The organism is Spirilliplanes yamanashiensis (genome assembly GCF_016863475.1).
Classification (GTDB): domain Bacteria; phylum Actinomycetota; class Actinomycetes; order Mycobacteriales; family Micromonosporaceae; genus Spirilliplanes; species Spirilliplanes yamanashiensis.
In genome coordinates this window covers 79656-93485 of record NZ_BOOY01000008.1, presented here as the reverse complement: position 1 = coordinate 93485, position 13830 = coordinate 79656, and the positions used below count along the sequence as shown (strand labels likewise).

The 13830-nt window shown below is 73.9% G+C and carries 15 protein-coding genes; 10 read left to right on the top strand and 5 right to left on the bottom strand.

Features of this window, described 5'->3' with window-relative positions; genetic code table 11:
- The first annotated feature begins 137 nt into the window (after positions 1–137).
- Positions 138–476 carry a GroES family chaperonin gene (locus Sya03_RS07395; RefSeq protein ID WP_203937435.1) on the top strand — a complete coding sequence of 113 codons (339 nt, stop codon included), beginning with the start codon at positions 138–140 and terminating at the stop codon, positions 474–476.
- A gap of 52 nt (positions 477–528) precedes the next feature.
- Complete coding sequence (locus Sya03_RS07390) at positions 529–1239, top strand: carbonic anhydrase (RefSeq protein WP_203937434.1); 711 nt, start codon at positions 529–531, stop codon at positions 1237–1239.
- Here the strand turns inward: Sya03_RS07390 and Sya03_RS07385 are convergent.
- Positions 1223–3226, bottom strand: coding sequence for an ATP-dependent DNA helicase (locus Sya03_RS07385; RefSeq protein ID WP_239107220.1), 2004 nt, complete (start codon positions 3224–3226; stop codon positions 1223–1225). The two genes, Sya03_RS07390 and Sya03_RS07385, sit on opposite strands and share 17 nt — an antisense overlap.
- 110 nt (positions 3227–3336) lie before the next feature.
- On the opposite strand from Sya03_RS07385, the gene Sya03_RS07380 reads away from it, so the two are divergent.
- On the top strand, positions 3337–3843 hold the full coding sequence (locus Sya03_RS07380; protein WP_203937432.1) for a DUF402 domain-containing protein: 507 nt from the start codon (positions 3337–3339) through the stop codon (positions 3841–3843).
- Here the strand turns inward: Sya03_RS07380 and sigJ are convergent.
- Complete coding sequence (gene sigJ, locus Sya03_RS07375) at positions 3829–4731, bottom strand: RNA polymerase sigma factor SigJ (RefSeq protein WP_203937431.1); 903 nt, start codon at positions 4729–4731, stop codon at positions 3829–3831. The genes Sya03_RS07380 and sigJ overlap by 15 nt on opposite strands.
- Before the next feature lie 107 nt (positions 4732–4838).
- Between sigJ and Sya03_RS07370 the strand changes: the two genes are divergently transcribed.
- The 6 genes from Sya03_RS07370 (at position 4839) to Sya03_RS07345 (ending at position 10234) form a co-directional block, all read left to right on the top strand.
- The gene (locus Sya03_RS07370; protein ID WP_203937430.1) at positions 4839–5708 is read left to right on the top strand and encodes a PI-PLC domain-containing protein; all 870 of its coding nucleotides are present in this window, start codon (positions 4839–4841) and stop codon (positions 5706–5708) included.
- A gap of 116 nt (positions 5709–5824) precedes the next feature.
- The gene (locus tag Sya03_RS07365; protein WP_203937429.1) at positions 5825–6451 is read left to right on the top strand and encodes a DUF47 domain-containing protein; all 627 of its coding nucleotides are present in this window, start codon (positions 5825–5827) and stop codon (positions 6449–6451) included.
- Positions 6452–6456: 5 nt separating this feature from the next.
- On the top strand, positions 6457–7461 hold the full coding sequence (locus Sya03_RS07360; RefSeq protein ID WP_203937428.1) for an inorganic phosphate transporter: 1005 nt from the start codon (positions 6457–6459) through the stop codon (positions 7459–7461).
- Between the two features lie 72 nt (positions 7462–7533).
- Entirely contained in the window at positions 7534–8157 is a 624-nt protein-coding gene (locus Sya03_RS07355; RefSeq protein ID WP_239107185.1) for an acyltransferase, read from the top strand.
- Complete coding sequence (locus Sya03_RS07350) at positions 8154–9239, top strand: DegT/DnrJ/EryC1/StrS family aminotransferase (RefSeq protein ID WP_203937427.1); 1086 nt, start codon at positions 8154–8156, stop codon at positions 9237–9239. Before Sya03_RS07355 ends, Sya03_RS07350 begins: the two co-directional genes overlap by 4 nt.
- On the top strand, positions 9236–10234 hold the full coding sequence (locus Sya03_RS07345; RefSeq protein ID WP_203937426.1) for a Gfo/Idh/MocA family protein: 999 nt from the start codon (positions 9236–9238) through the stop codon (positions 10232–10234). The genes Sya03_RS07350 and Sya03_RS07345 overlap by 4 nt, the downstream gene beginning before the upstream one ends.
- A gap of 4 nt (positions 10235–10238) precedes the next feature.
- Here the strand turns inward: Sya03_RS07345 and Sya03_RS07340 are convergent, their stop codons facing one another.
- Entirely contained in the window at positions 10239–11222 is a 984-nt protein-coding gene (locus tag Sya03_RS07340) for a Gfo/Idh/MocA family protein (RefSeq protein ID WP_203937425.1), read from the bottom strand.
- Positions 11223–11271: 49 nt separating this feature from the next.
- Between Sya03_RS07340 and Sya03_RS07335 the strand changes: the two genes are divergently transcribed.
- Entirely contained in the window at positions 11272–11985 is a 714-nt protein-coding gene (locus Sya03_RS07335) for an NUDIX hydrolase (protein ID WP_203937649.1), read from the top strand.
- A 6-nt stretch (positions 11986–11991) separates the two neighbouring features.
- Here Sya03_RS07335 and pstB read toward each other — a convergent pair whose 3' ends face one another.
- Both pstB and pstA read right to left on the bottom strand, forming a co-directional pair.
- Positions 11992–12768: a phosphate ABC transporter ATP-binding protein PstB gene (gene pstB, locus Sya03_RS07330; protein WP_203937424.1), complete on the bottom strand. Its 777-nt coding sequence runs from the start codon at positions 12766–12768 to the stop codon at positions 11992–11994.
- A gap of 12 nt (positions 12769–12780) precedes the next feature.
- The gene (gene pstA / locus Sya03_RS07325) at positions 12781–13830 is read right to left on the bottom strand and encodes a phosphate ABC transporter permease PstA (RefSeq protein WP_239107218.1); all 1050 of its coding nucleotides are present in this window, start codon (positions 13828–13830) and stop codon (positions 12781–12783) included.

Here is a 13830-nt window from a genome sequence, read left to right as displayed (position 1 = left end):
GGGTTGATCGGGTCCGCTCCCGCGACGACCGTAACGGGTGTGCTCCACCGGCACGGCGGTTCGGTGCCCGCGTCTCCCGTTCGGGAAACGCGCGCCGGGTCGTGGACGGCCTCTGACGTGCGGGTACCGTCTGCGGCGTGAGCGCCGACACCACGACTGAGACCGGGCTGCCGATCCGGTTGCTGCACGATCGCGTCCTCGTCCGGCTGGAGGGGGCGGAGGGGGAGCGCCGGTCCAGCGCCGGCATCGTCATCCCGGCCACCGCGTCGGTGGGGCGGCGGTTGTCGTGGGCGTCGGCGGTCGGGGTGGGGCCGAACGTGCGCTCCATTGTGGTGGGCGACCGGGTGCTGTTCGACCCGGACGAGAAGTCCGAGGTGGAGTTGCACGGGCGGTCGTACACCCTGCTGCGGGAGCGCGACGTGCACGCGGTGGCGGCGAGCCGGGTGGAGCCCGACGGCACCGGTCTCTATCTGTAGTTGTCAGGCAGCCGACAGTAGTCGGCGCCGGGCGGGACGAGGATCGGCGACCATGACCGAGATCTCGCATTCACGCCGCACGTTCCACCGGCTCGCGCTGCTCGGCGCGGGGGCCGGGCTGGTCACCGCCGGCACGGCCGCCCCGGCGGCGGCGCGGGACCGGCCGCGCGCACCGGTCGGCACGCCGGCGCAGGCGCTGGCGGCGCTGATGGCGGGCAACCGCCGGTTCGTGGCGGGACACGCGCGGCACCCGCACCAGAGCCTGGACGACCTGCGCGAGGTGGCGCTGGGGCAGCACCCGTTCGCGGTGCTGCTGGGCTGCGCCGACTCGCGGGTGCCGCCGGAGCTGCTGTTCGACCAGGGCCTGGGCGACATCTTCGACGACCGGGTGGCCGGCAACATCGTGGACGACCTGCTGCTGGGCAGCATGGAGTACGCGGTGGCGGAGTTCGCGCCGCCGCTGGTGATGGTGCTGGGCCACGAGCGGTGCGGCGCGGTGGCGGCGACGCTGGAGGTGGTGGAGCACGGCGGCACGGCGCCCGGCCACATCGGCGTGATCGTGGAGGCGCTGCGGCCGATCGTGGCGCCGTTCGTGCACGAGCCGGACGCGGTGGAGCGGGGCGTGACCGCGAACGTGCGGGCGCAGCGCGACGCGATCCTGCGGCGCAGCGCGATCGTGCGCGCCCAGGTGGAGGCGGGCCGGTGCGCGGTGGTGGGCGCCCGCTACGACCTGGACACGGGCGTGGTCACCCTGGTGCGGTAGCGAGCCGTTGCAGCGCCCCGACGGCGACGTCGGACCGGGTCGTGTACCAGAACGGCGGCAGGGACTTGCGCAGGTACGCCCCGTACCCGCGGGCGGTCTCGAGGCGCGAGTCGAGGACTGCGACGACGCCCCGGTCGCCGGTGGCGCGGATGAGCCGGCCGACGCCCTGGGCGAGGCGGACCGCGGCGATGGGCACGCTGACGGCGGAGAAGCCGGACCCGCCGGCGGCGTCGACGGCGGCGGCCCGGGCCGCGGCGAGCGGCTCGTCGGGGCGGGGGAACGGCAGCCGGTCGATGACGACGAGCTGGCAGGCGTCGCCGGGCACGTCGACGCCCTGCCACAGCGACATGACGCCGAACAGGCAGCTGGCCCTGTCCTCCTTGAACTGGCGCACGAGGACGGGCAGCTGTTCCTCGCCCTGGAGCAGCACGGGCAGGTCGGTCCGGTCGCGGATCAGCTCGGCGGCCTGCTGGGCGGCCTTGCGGCTGGAGAACAGGCCGAGGGTGCGCCCGCCGAGGGTGGTGACGAGCTTGAGCAGTTCCTCGGCGGCGGGGGCGGGCAGGCCGGAGGCGGCGGGACGGGGCAGGTGCGCGGCCACGTAGAGGATGCCCTGCTTGGGGTAGTCGAACGGCGAGCCGACGTCGAGCGACGCCCAGTTGTGCGCGCCGTCGGGGGCCTCGGCGGGCAGCCCGAGCGCCTTGGCGACGGTGTCGAACCGGCCGCCGAGGGCGAGGGTGGCGGAGGTGGCGACGACGGTGCGGTCCTCGTAGAGCCCGCTGGCGAGGGTGCCGGCGACGGACAGCGGCGCGACGACCAGCGCCCGCCGGTTGGTGATGTCGCTCTTCTCCACCCAGGAGACGTCGTGATCGTTCTCCTCCAGCAGCCGCTGGGCGGTCGTGGACAGTTCGTCGAGGACGGCCTTGGCCTGCTGCTTGCGCACCGGGTCGGGGTCGTCGGCCTTGACGTCGCCGATGGCGTCGAGCCCGGCCCGGGCGGCGGCGTCGAGCAGGGTGCAGGCCTCGCGCAGCATGGCGGGCAGCTCGCCGGTGATGCGGCCGGCGGGGGTCTCGCCGAGCCCGACGGCGAGCGCGTCGCCGGCCTCGGTGAGCATCTCGGCGGCGGTGGGCTGGATGACGGGCCGGGCGCGCCGGGCGGCCCGGTCGACGGCGTCGGGGGTGAGTTCGGCCTGGGCGGCGGACGACACCCGGTCGGCCAGCTCGTGGGCCTCGTCGACGATGAGCAGCTTGTGCGGCGGCACGATGTGCCGGTCCGCGAGCATGTCGACGGCGAGCAGGCTGTGGTTGGTGACGACGACGTCGGCCTCGCGGGCGCGGACCCGGCTCAGCTCGGCGAAGCACTCCTGGCCGTACGCGCACTTGGCGGCGCCGACGCACTCGCGGGCCGGCATGGACACCTGCCGCCAGGCGGTGTCCTCGACGCCGGGGTCGAGCTCGTCGCGGTCGCCGGTCTGCGTCTTCTCCGACCAGTCGCGCAGCCGCTGGATCTGCTTGCCGAGCCGGCCGGCCTCGCCGAGCCACTTGCCGGGCTTGGGGCCGGGCTCGTCGAACAGGGTGTCGCCGGGGTCCTGCTCGTCGGAGTGTTCGAGCCGGGCCATGCAGAGGTAGTGGTGCCGGCCCTTGAGGACGGCGAAGGTGGGCTCGCGGCCGAGCACGGGCTTGACCGCCTTGGCGAGCCGGGGCAGGTCGTGCTCGACGAGCTGGTTCTGCAGGGCGAGGGTGGCGGTGGACACGACGACGGGCCCGTCGACGAGCAGCGCGGGGGTGAGGTAGCCCAGCGACTTGCCGGTGCCGGTGCCGGCCTGCACGAGCAGGTGCCGGCGTTCCTCGATGGCCTGCTCGATGGCGGCGACCATCTCCTGCTGGCCGGGGCGGGCGGAGCCGCCGGGCACGGCGCCGACGGCCGCCTCGAGCAGCTCGGCCGCGGCGACCCGCTTGCCGCCCCGGCGGCCCTTGGGCTGGGGCCGGATGGCGGGGGCCGAAGTCTGAGCGGTCACGCCGAAGACCGTACCCGCACCGACCGACAGCGGACTCCCGCGCGTGCCGGGCGCGTCACCACGATCGGTTAGGGTTCTGGTTCATGCCGAGCGAAATGGTCCGGGTCGTGTACCGCAAGTACAACGGCGCGGCACACCGTGACTACCCGGCCCGGCGGCTGCACGAGGACGACCTGGGCGTGTGGCTCGGCGTCGTGCAGGGCACCCGGTCGGTCTACCACGGACGGCCCTCGGTGGAGCAGATCCCGTTCGTCCTGCTGGTGCCGCATCACGCCTGGTGGACGGGCATGTTCAACCCGCCGCCGCGCACCAGCGAGGTCTACTGCGACATCGCCACCCCGGCGCGCTGGGAGGACGAGGACACCGTCCACATCATCGACCTGGACCTGGACGTGGTGCGTCGGCGCGCGACGGGGGCGGTGGAGCTGCGCGACGAGGACGAGTTCGACGAGCACCGCATCCGCTTCGGCTACCCGGACGACGTGATCGCCGAGGCGCGCGCCGCGGCGGCGCACCTGCTGGTGGCGCTGGGCGACGGCACGGAGCCGTTCGCGACGGCGTACCGGAAGTGGCTGTCAGCGGTCGTCTAGGGCGCGCCCGACCTTGTGCGGGTTGAGCTGGTTGTAGACGGCGGTGATCCGGCCGTCGGCGACGGCGACGCCGAGCACCATCCGCAGCACCGTCCCGTCGGGGTAGCGCGCCTCGGTGAGCAGCCCGGCCCCGCCGTTGACCAGCACCGGCTCGACCCGCAGCCCGGCCTGGTCGCGTTCGGCGCGCCGGAACAGCCCGGCGGCGAACCGGGCGACCTGCACGGCCCCGGCGACGGGCTTGCGGGCGGCGGGCGCGAAGCCGCCGCCGTCGCCGATGAACACGACGTCGGGGGCGAGCACGGCGAGCAGCCCGTCGAGGTCGCCGGTGCCGGCGGCGCGGACGAACGCGTCGAGGACGCGGCGCTGCTCGGCGAGGTCGGCGGTGTGCTTGTGGCCCTCCTCGCCGACGGCGCGGCGGGCGCGGGAGGCGAGCTGGCGGGCGGCGGCCGGGGTGGTGCCGAGCGAGGCGGCGATGTCGTCGAAGGGCACGGCGAACACGTCGTGCAGCACGAACGCGACGCGCTGCTCGGGGGTGAGCCGGTCGAGCACGACGAGCAGGGCGAGGGCGACCTCGTCGCGCCGGGCGGCGACGCCCTCCGGGCCGTCGGCGGCGGTCACGACGGGTTCGGGCAGCCAGGGGCCGGGGTACGCCTCGCGCCGCACCCGGGCGGAGCGCAGCACGTCGAGGCAGATCCGGCCGACGGTGGTGGTGAGCCAGCCGCGCAGGTCGCGGATGTCGTCGCGGGTGTCCGTGCCGGCGTAGCGCAGCCACGCCTCCTGCACGGCGTCCTCGGCCTCGGCGTGGCTGCCGAGCATCCGGTACGCGACGGCGGTGAGGTGGGCGCGTTCGGCCTCGAAGGCCCGGGCGTCGGGCGGCGTCGGCGGCATGGGCGAATTGTGCGCGACCTTGACCCCCGCGGCCAACCCCGTGTGTCACAGTGAGCCCACCTGTTTTGTCGTGAAACACCCGAATCTGCTATTAGGGCGGAACGGCGATGGCGGACGACATGTCGGCCCTGCTCAGCGGGGCGTTCGGAGTGGCGGCCGCGGGCGGGGCGGCCGGCCTCACGGCGGCCCTCGCGCGGCGCGGGCGCGCCTGGCGCCCCGGCGCCCACGCGCTGCCCGGCGCGGACCCGGACCCGCTGCGCACCGCGCTGCGGCTGGGCTTCGGCGGCGCCACCGTCCCGGTCCGGCCCGGCCCGCGCGACGAGCTGTTCGCGGGCGCGGGGGAGCCGGCGCCCGGCCGCACGGTGCGGCGGCTGGTGCTGCAGCCGCTCGCGGAGCTGGCCCGGCGGCGCGGCGGCCGGCTGCACCCGCGCCAGCGGCGCCCGTTCGAGCTGGTCCTGGAGTTCACCGGCCCGGAGCGCGACGCGGGGACGCTGCTGCGCGCGTACCTCGACCTGGACCGCCAGCTGCGCGACCACCCGGCGGTGTTCAGCCGCTGCGTGCGCGGCACGGTGTCGGCGCGCGCCGTCACCGTGCTGATCGCCGGGACGGTCGACGTCCGCGGCCTGCTCGCCGGCCAGGACCGCCGGTACGCCTTCGCGGACGGCACCCTGGACGACGTCGGGTCGGCGGCCGGCCCACCGCACCTGGTGCCGGCGCTGGGCGAGCCGTGGGCGCGCCGGTTCGGCTGGGACGGCACGGAGGAGCTGTCCGCCGTCGAGCGGCACTACCTGCACGGACTGGTCGCGGAGGCGCACGCCGAGGGCCGGACGGTGCGGATCGGCGGGCTGCCGCGGCCGCGCCGGTTCCGGGCGGCCTTCCTGGCCGAGCTGGGGGCCGCCGGGGTGGATGCGGTGGCCGATGCCGACCTGGGCCCGCTTGCCCGGCATGTCCGCCCGCTCAAGGTGAACAACGCGTGAACGACACCTGAACTGATGTTGAGCAGGGGGGAGCGGGCACAGGACGCGACAGGCGGGTGCCTAGCATTCCCCGTGATATTCACCCCCGTCCGCCCGAGTGCAGCGAGGACCATGCCGTGAAGTTCTCCTTCCGCCCCGTCGAGGGCGCGTTCTACGAGCTGTTCACCCGGGCGGCCGCGAACCTCGTCAAGGGAACCGCGCTGCTCAACGAGCTGGCCCTGCCCGGCGTCGACGTGCAGTCCGTCAGTGACCGGCTGACCGACGTCGAGCACGACAGCGACCAGATCACCCACGAGCTGTACAAGAAGATCAACTCGACGTTCATCACGCCGTTCGACCGGGAGGACATCTACTCCCTCGGCTCCCAGCTCGACGACGTGATGGACCACCTCGAGGCCGTCGGCAACCTGCTCTACCTGTACGGGCTCACCGAGCTGCCGTCGCTGCCGCGCGAGATGCACGAGCTGGTGACCGTGCTCGACCAGCAGGCGAAGATCACCGCCGACGCCATGCCCCGGCTGTCCTCGATGAAGAACCTCGAGGAGTACTGGATCGAGATCAACCGGCTGGAGAACGACGGCGACCGGGCGTACCGGATGCTGCTGGTCCGGCTGTTCTCCGGTGAGTACGACGCGCTGACCGTGCTGAAGATGAAGGAGGTCGCCGACGAGCTGGAGGCCGCCTGCGACGCCTTCGAGCACGTGGCGAACACCATCGAGACGATCACCGTCAAGGAGTCCTGATCCACGTGGACCCCATGCTCATCGCCGTGCTCGCGGTGATCGTGATCGCGCTCGCCTTCGACTACACCAACGGCTTCCACGACGCGGCGAACGCGATCGCCACCAGCGTCTCGACGCGGGCGCTGACGCCGCGCGTGGCGCTCGGCATGGCGGCCGTCGGCAACTTCATCGGCGCGCACATCGGCACGAAGGTCGCCGCCACGGTCGGCAGTGGGCTGGTGACCCTGCCCATCGGCCGGCCCAGCCTCGGCGTGGTGTTCGCCGGCGTGGTCGGCGCGATCGCCTGGAACCTGATCACCTGGTACTTCGGCCTGCCCTCGTCGTCGTCGCACGCGCTGTTCGGCGGGCTGGTCGGCGCGACGCTGTTCGCGGCGGGCGGCGCGGTGCAGTGGACCAACATCATCGAGAAGGTCATCATCCCGATGATCCTGTCGCCGATGGTGGGCTTCCTCCTCGGCTTCGTCGTGATGATCGGCGTGCTGTGGGCCTTCCGCAACGGCAACCCGGGCAAGCTGAACCGGGGCTTCCGCTGGGCGCAGACCGTGTCGGCGGCCGCCATGTCGGTCGGCCACGGCATGCAGGACGCGGCCAAGACGATCGGCGTGGTCGTGCTGGCCCTCTACATCGGCGGCTACCAGGACGACGCCAAGTTCGTGCCGGAGTGGACCATCTGGGCGTCCGCGGCCGTGCTGGCGGCGGGCACGTACGCCGGCGGCTGGCGCATCATCCGGACCCTCGGCCGCAAGATCATCGACCTGCGCCCGCCGGAGGGCTTCGCCGCCGAGACGGTCGCCAGCTGCGTGCTGTACTTCAACGCCCTGGTGCTCGGCGCCCCGATCTCGACGACGCACACGATCACCTCGGCCATCATGGGCGTCGGCGCGACCAAGCGGCTGTCGGCCGTGCGCTGGAACGTGGCGGGCAACATCGTGATCGGCTGGATCATCACGTTCCCGGCGGCGGGCCTGTTCGCCTGCCTGATGTACCTGATCGTCCGCCCGCTGTTCTGAGCCGCCCGGGCCCGGGGCGCCGTATATCCGAAAACCACTCGAATCGGCCGATCACCGTCATACCGTGAAGCGGTGGACGACGCAGTGGCAGAGCACCCGGGCCCGGCCTTCATCTCGCCCTCGGCCGACATCGACGACGGCGTGGAGATCGGCGCCGGGAGCAGCGTGTGGCACCTGGCGCAGGTGCGCTCCGGCGCCCGCCTGGGGGCCGGCTGCATCGTCGGCCGGGGCGCCTACGTCGGCGCCGGCGTCGTGGCCGGCGACCACGTGAAGATCCAGAACCACGCGCTGGTCTACGAGCCCGCGGTCCTGGGCGACGGCGTCTTCGTCGGCCCGGCCGCCGTGTTCACCAACGACCTGCACCCGCGCGCCGTCACCCCGGACGGCCGGCGCAAGTCGGCCGCCGACTGGACGCCCGTCGGCGTCACCGTCGAGCAGGGCGCCTCGCTCGGGGCCCGCTCGGTGTGCGTGGCGCCGGTGACCGTCGGCCGGTGGGCCATGGTCGCCGCCGGGGCCGTCGTCACCCGCGACGTGCCGCCGTACGCGCTGGTCGCCGGCGTGCCCGCCCGCCGGGTCGGCTGGGTAGGCGAGGAGGGCGTCCCGCTGACCGAGGTCGGCCCGGGACTCTGGAAGTGCCCGCGCAGCGGCGCCTCCTTCAGCGAGCGGGACGGCGAACTGCGCCGGGATGCCGCGTGATCCCGGCCGCGCGGCCGCTGATCGGCGCGGAGGAGCGGGCGGCCGTCGACCGGGTGCTGGCCGGCGGCAACCTGGCCCAGGGGCCCGAGGTCGCCGCGTTCGAGGCCGAGTTCGCCGAGGCCGTGGGCGCCCGGCACTGCGTCGCCGTCAACTCCGGCACCAGCGCGCTGCTGCTCGCCCTCGTGGCGTGCGGCATCGGGCCCGGCGACGAGGTGATCGTGCCGTCGTTCACGTTCGCCGCCACCGCCAACGCCGTCGCGCTCACCGGCGCCCAGCCGGTCTTCGCCGACATCGAGCCGGCCCACTTCTGCCTCGACCCCGACGCCGTCGCGGCGGCCGTCACCCCGCGCACCGCGGCGATCATGCCGGTGCACCTGTACGGGCACCCGGCCGCGATGGACCCGCTGGTCGCGATCGCCCAGCGGCACGGCCTGATCCTGGTCGAGGACGCCGCCCAGGCCCACCTAGCCGGGTACGGCGGGCGCACGGTCGGCACGTTCGGCCACGCGGCCGCGTTCAGCTTCTACCCGACGAAGAACATGACCAGCGGCGAGGGCGGCATGGTGGTGTGCGCCGACGGCGACGTCGCCCGGCGCGTGCGCCTGCTGCGCAACCAGGGCATGGAGCAGCGCTACGCCAACGAGGTCGTCGGCTGGAACATGCGCATGACCGACCTGCACGCGGCGATCGGCCGGGTGCAGCTCACCCGGCTGCCCGGCTGGACCGAGCGCCGCCGGCACAACGCCGCGGTGCTGTCGGCGGCGCTGGGCGGGCTGCCGGGCGTGACCGTGCCCGCCGTGGCGCCGCAGGCCGAGCCGGTGTGGCACCAGTACACGGTGCGGGTGGCCGGCCGCGACGCGGTGCAGCGGCACCTCGCCGAGGCGGGCGTGGGCTCCGGCGTGTACTACCCGACGCCCGTGCACCGGCTGGCGTCGTTCGGGCTGTCGTTCGACCTGCCGCAGACCACCGCCGCCTGCGACTCGGTGCTGTCGCTGCCGGTCCACCCGGACCTGACCGACACCGACCTGCGGGCCGTCGCCGACGCCGTCGCCGGCGCCGTGACCGGGGCGGTCGCCCGATGACCGCGCCGCTGCGCGCCGGGCTCGTCGGCCTCGGCATGATGGGCCGCAACCACGCCCGGGTGCTGCGCACGCTGCCCGGCGTCCAGCTGGTCGGCGTGGTCGACCCGGACGCCGGCCCGGAGAGCAGCCCGCTCGACGCCGACCTGCTGCTGCCCGACCTGGAGTCGCTGCTGCGCCGCGGCGTCGACATGTGCGTGGTGGCGACCCCGACCGTGACGCACGAGGCGATCGCGACGCGGCTGGCCGAGGCCGGCGTGCCCACGCTCATCGAGAAGCCGCTCGCCGGCGACCCGGCGGCGGCCGAGCGCATCGCCGCCGCGTTCGAGCAGCGGCAGGTGCTGGGCTGCGTCGGGCACATCGAGCGCTACAACCCGGCCCTGCAGAGCCTGCGCACCCGGCTCGCCCACGGCGAACTGGGGGAGGTCTACCAGGTGGCGACGCGCCGGCAGGGCCCGTTCCCGAGCCGCATCGCCGACATCGGTGTCGTCGGCGACCTCGCCACCCACGACATCGACCTCACCGCCTGGGTCACCGGGTCGTTCTACCGGTCGGTGTCGGCCAGCACGGCCACCCGCAGCGGCCGCTCCCACGAGGACCTGGTCAGCGCCGTCGGCGTGCTCGGCATCGACGTGGTGACCAGCCACCTCGTCAACTGGCTGTCGCCGCTCAAGGAGCGGATCACCACCGTCACCGGCGAGCGCGGCTGCTTCGTCGCCGACACCCTGATGGCCGACCTCACCTATTACGAGAACGGCGTCACGACCGCGCCGTGGTCGGCGGTCGCCACGTTCCGCGGCGTGAGCGAGGGCAGCGTCATCCGGTACGCCATCCGCAAGCCGGAGCCGCTGATGACCGAGCTGGAGGCGTTCGCCGCCGCCGTGCGCGGCGAGGACCCGCACGTGGTGACGCTGCGGGAGGGCCTGGAGACGGTGCGGGTCGCCGACGCCATGCTGCGCTCGGCCCGCACCGGCGCCACGGTCGAGGTCAAGCCCTGAGCCGTCACGGCTCGTAGACGACGCCCACCTGCGCGCGGACGCGGTCCATCACGTCCAGCACCTCCAGCGTCGCCGCGTGCGGCACCAGCGGGCTCTCCCGCTCGCCCGCGAGCACGCAGCGCTGCACCTCGGCGGCCTCGAAGTGGTAGCCCCAGCCCTCGACCGGGAACTCCAGCACCTCCGGGTCGCGCCCGGTGCGGTGCACGGTGACGACCTCCGGGTAGTGGAAGCGGGTGGGCAGCTCGATCCGGCCGGCCGTTCCGGTGATCGTCGCCTGGTTGCGGCTCTCACCCTCGATGCCGCAGGTCAGCGCCGCGACCGCACCGGAGTCGTGGCCGAGCAGGATGCCCGTGGTCGCGTCGACGCCCTCGGGGGTGAGCCGCGCCCACGCCTGCACCGACGACGGCGCGCCGAGCACCAGGTGGGCGATGTTGACCGGGTAGATGCCCAGGTCGAGCAGGGCGCCGCCGCCGAGCGCCCGGTCGCGCAGCCGGTGCGTCGGCTCGAACGGCCCGGCCAGGCCGAAGTCGGCGTGCACCGCGGTGACGTCGCCGATCGCGCCGTCGGCCACGAGCTGCCGCACCGCCCGGATGCCCGGGTGGCAGCGCATCCACATGGCCTCCATGAGGAACACGCCGCGCGCGGCCGCCAGGTCCGTCAGGCGCTGCGCGGCCGGGCGGTCCAGCGCCATCGGCTTCTCCACCAGCACCGCCTTGCCCGCCTCCAGGCACAGCGTGGTGGCGGCGACGTGCGCGATGTGCGGGGTGGCGATGTAGACGACGTCCACGTCGGGGTCCGCGGCCAGCGCGTCCCACGAGCCGTGGGCGCGGGCGGCTCCGTGCTCCGCGGCGAACTTCTCGGCCGACGCCTGCGTGCGCGAGCCGACGGCGGCCAGCTCGGCGCCCGGCACGAGCGGCAGGTCGGAGACGAACTTCCCGGCGATCTTGCCGGTGCCCAGGATGCCCCAGCGGACGCGCTGATCACTCATCCCTGCACGCTATCGTGCTCGAGTGGTCACCCTGCCGCTCCCGCCCGGCATGGCCGAGCGCGCGGCCGCCTTCACCGGCCCGCCCGCGCCCGCGCGGCCGGCCGCCACCGTGGTGCTGCTGCGCCCGGCGCCGCCGGCCTTCCAGGTGTACGCCCTGCGCCGGCACGCCGCGATGGTGTTCGGCGGGGTCTACGCGTTCCCGGGCGGCCGGGTCGACCCGGCGGACACCCCGGACGGGCTGCGCCCCGGCTGGGGCGCCCGGCTGGGCCTGCCGGACCGCGAGGCGGGCGCCGTCGTCGCGGCGGCGGTGCGCGAGCTGTTCGAGGAGACGGGCGTCCTGCTGGCCGCCGGCGGCGAGCAGGCGAGCGAGGCCGACCGCGCCGCCCTGGTGGCCCGGGAGACGACGCTGGCGGAGGTGCTGGCGCGGCGCGGCGCGACCGTGCGGGACGACCTGCTGACGCCGTGGTCGCGGTGGATCACGCCGGAGTTCGAGCCGCGGCGCTTCGACACCTGGTTCTTCGTGGCCGCGCTGCCGCCCGGGCAGGAGCCGCGCGACGTGTCGGGCGAGGCCGACCGGGTGGCCTGGGTCGACCCGGCGGACGCGGGGCACCTGACGATGCTCCCGCCCACCGCGATCACCCTGGCCGAGCTGGCCGGGTACGGCACCGTCGAGGCCGCCCTGGCCGCGGACCGCGACGCCGCCCGGCCCGTCCTCCCCCAGATCGAGCTCGGGCCGGACGGCGTCGCGCGGATCCGGCTGTAGGCGGGCCTAGCCGAAGCGGCCCGTGATGTAGTCCTCGGTCTTCTTCTCGCTCGGGTTGCTGAAGATCTTCTGCGTGTCGTCGTACTCGATGAGCCGGCCCGGGTCGCCGGTCTTGTCGATCGAGAAGAAGCCGGTCCGGTCGCTGACGCGGGCGGCCTGCTGCATGTTGTGCGTGACGATGATGATCGTGAAGCGGTCCTTCAGCTTGAACATCAGGTCCTCGATCGCCAGCGTCGAGATCGGGTCGAGCGCCGAGCAGGGCTCGTCCATCAGCACGACCTGCGGCTCGACCGCGATGGTGCGGGCGATGCACAGGCGCTGCTGCTGGCCGCCGGACAGGCCGGCGCCCGGCCGGTCGAGGCGGTCCTTGACCTCGTTCCACAGGTTCGCCGCCACCAGCGACTTCTCGCACGCCTCGTCGAGCAGCGACTTCTTGCGCACGCCGTTGAGGCGCAGACCCGCGACCACGTTCTCGTAGATCGACATCGTCGGGAACGGGTTCGGCCGCTGGAACACCATGCCGATCATCCGGCGCACCGCCGTCACGTCCACGTCGGAGTCGTAGATGTTCTGGTCGTCGATGGTGAGCCGGCCCTCGATGCGGGCGCCCGGCAGCACCTCGTGCATGCGGTTGATGGACCGCAGGAACGTCGACTTGCCGCAGCCCGACGGGCCGATGAGGGCGGTGATCGTCTTCGGCTCGACGGTCATGGAGATGTTGTCGATCGCCTTGAACGACCCGTAGTACGAAGAGACGTTGTACGCCTCGATGCGCTTGGCCATGGGGGACACCTCTTATCGGGTCAGCTGGTTGCGTCGGGCGAGCAGCTTCGCCGCGATCGTCAGGATCAGGACGAGGGCGACCAGCGTCAGTGCGGCCGTCCAGGCGCGGGCGGGCGCGTACCGGGACGCGTCACCCGCCTGCTGGTAGACGAACAGGGCCAGCGAGGACTGGTTGTTCTCGAAGGCGTTGAAGTTGATCGCGGCGCCGCCGCCGGCCACCAGCAGCACCGGCGCCGTCTCGCCGGCCGCGCGGGCGATGGCGAGCATGATGCCGGTGACGATGCCGGACAGCGCGGTCGGCAGCACGATCCGCAGGATCGTCTTCCACTTGGGCACGCCCAGCGCGTACGCGCCCTCGCGCAGCGGCCCGGGCACGAGCCGCAGCATCTCCTCCGTGGAGCGCACGATCGTCGGCAGCATCAGCACGCTCAGCGCCAGCGCCGCCGCGAAGCCGGAGAAGCCCGGCCGGCCGTCGTTGAACCACGGCGTCACGATCAGCACGTAGAAGGACAGGACGAACAGGCCGGCGACGATCGACGGGATGCCGGTCATGACGTCGACGAAGAACCGGATCGCCGCGGCGAACCGGCCCCGGCCGTACTCGACCAGGTAGATCGCGCCGAGCACGCCCAGCGGCACCGTGATGACGGTGGCGATGCCGACCTGCTCCAGCGTGCCGACGATCGCGTGGTACGCGCCGCCCTCGGGGTCGCGCGCGCCGATGTTGTTCATCGAGCTGCCGAAGAAGTCGCCGTCGAGGCGTTCCATGCCCTTGGAGACCAGCGTCCACACCACCGAGGCGAGCGGCAGGATCGCCAGCACGCAGGCGGAGTGGATGAGCGCGCTCCAGGTGCGGTTGCGCGCGGCCCGCCGGCCCTCGACCCGGCTCGCGGCGACGTAGACGCCGGCCAGGTAGAACACGCCGCCGAGGGCGACGACGAGCACCCAGTTGCCGATGCCCAGGCCGAACACGACGACGGCGGCCAGCGCCACGGCGGCGACGGCGATGCCGAGCACGACGGCGGTCGACAGCTTGCGGGTACGGATGTTGCCGGGCGTCAT

Coding starts and splice junctions, on each gene's coding strand:
- pstB (WP_203937424.1), bottom strand. CDS start 12,768: ATGGCCAAGCGCATCGAGGCGTACAACGTCTCTTCGTACTACGGGTCG.
- Sya03_RS07380 (WP_203937432.1), top strand. CDS start 3,337: ATGCCGAGCGAAATGGTCCGGGTCGTGTACCGCAAGTACAACGGCGCG.
- Sya03_RS07335 (WP_203937649.1), top strand. CDS start 11,272: ATGGCCGAGCGCGCGGCCGCCTTCACCGGCCCGCCCGCGCCCGCGCGG.
- pstA (WP_239107218.1), bottom strand. CDS start 13,830: ATGACGCCCGGCAACATCCGTACCCGCAAGCTGTCGACCGCCGTCGTG.
- sigJ (WP_203937431.1), bottom strand. CDS start 4,731: ATGCCGCCGACGCCGCCCGACGCCCGGGCCTTCGAGGCCGAACGCGCC.
- Sya03_RS07370 (WP_203937430.1), top strand. CDS start 4,839: ATGGCGGACGACATGTCGGCCCTGCTCAGCGGGGCGTTCGGAGTGGCG.
- Sya03_RS07340 (WP_203937425.1), bottom strand. CDS start 11,222: ATGAGTGATCAGCGCGTCCGCTGGGGCATCCTGGGCACCGGCAAGATC.
- Sya03_RS07390 (WP_203937434.1), top strand. CDS start 529: ATGACCGAGATCTCGCATTCACGCCGCACGTTCCACCGGCTCGCGCTG.
- Sya03_RS07345 (WP_203937426.1), top strand. CDS start 9,236: ATGACCGCGCCGCTGCGCGCCGGGCTCGTCGGCCTCGGCATGATGGGC.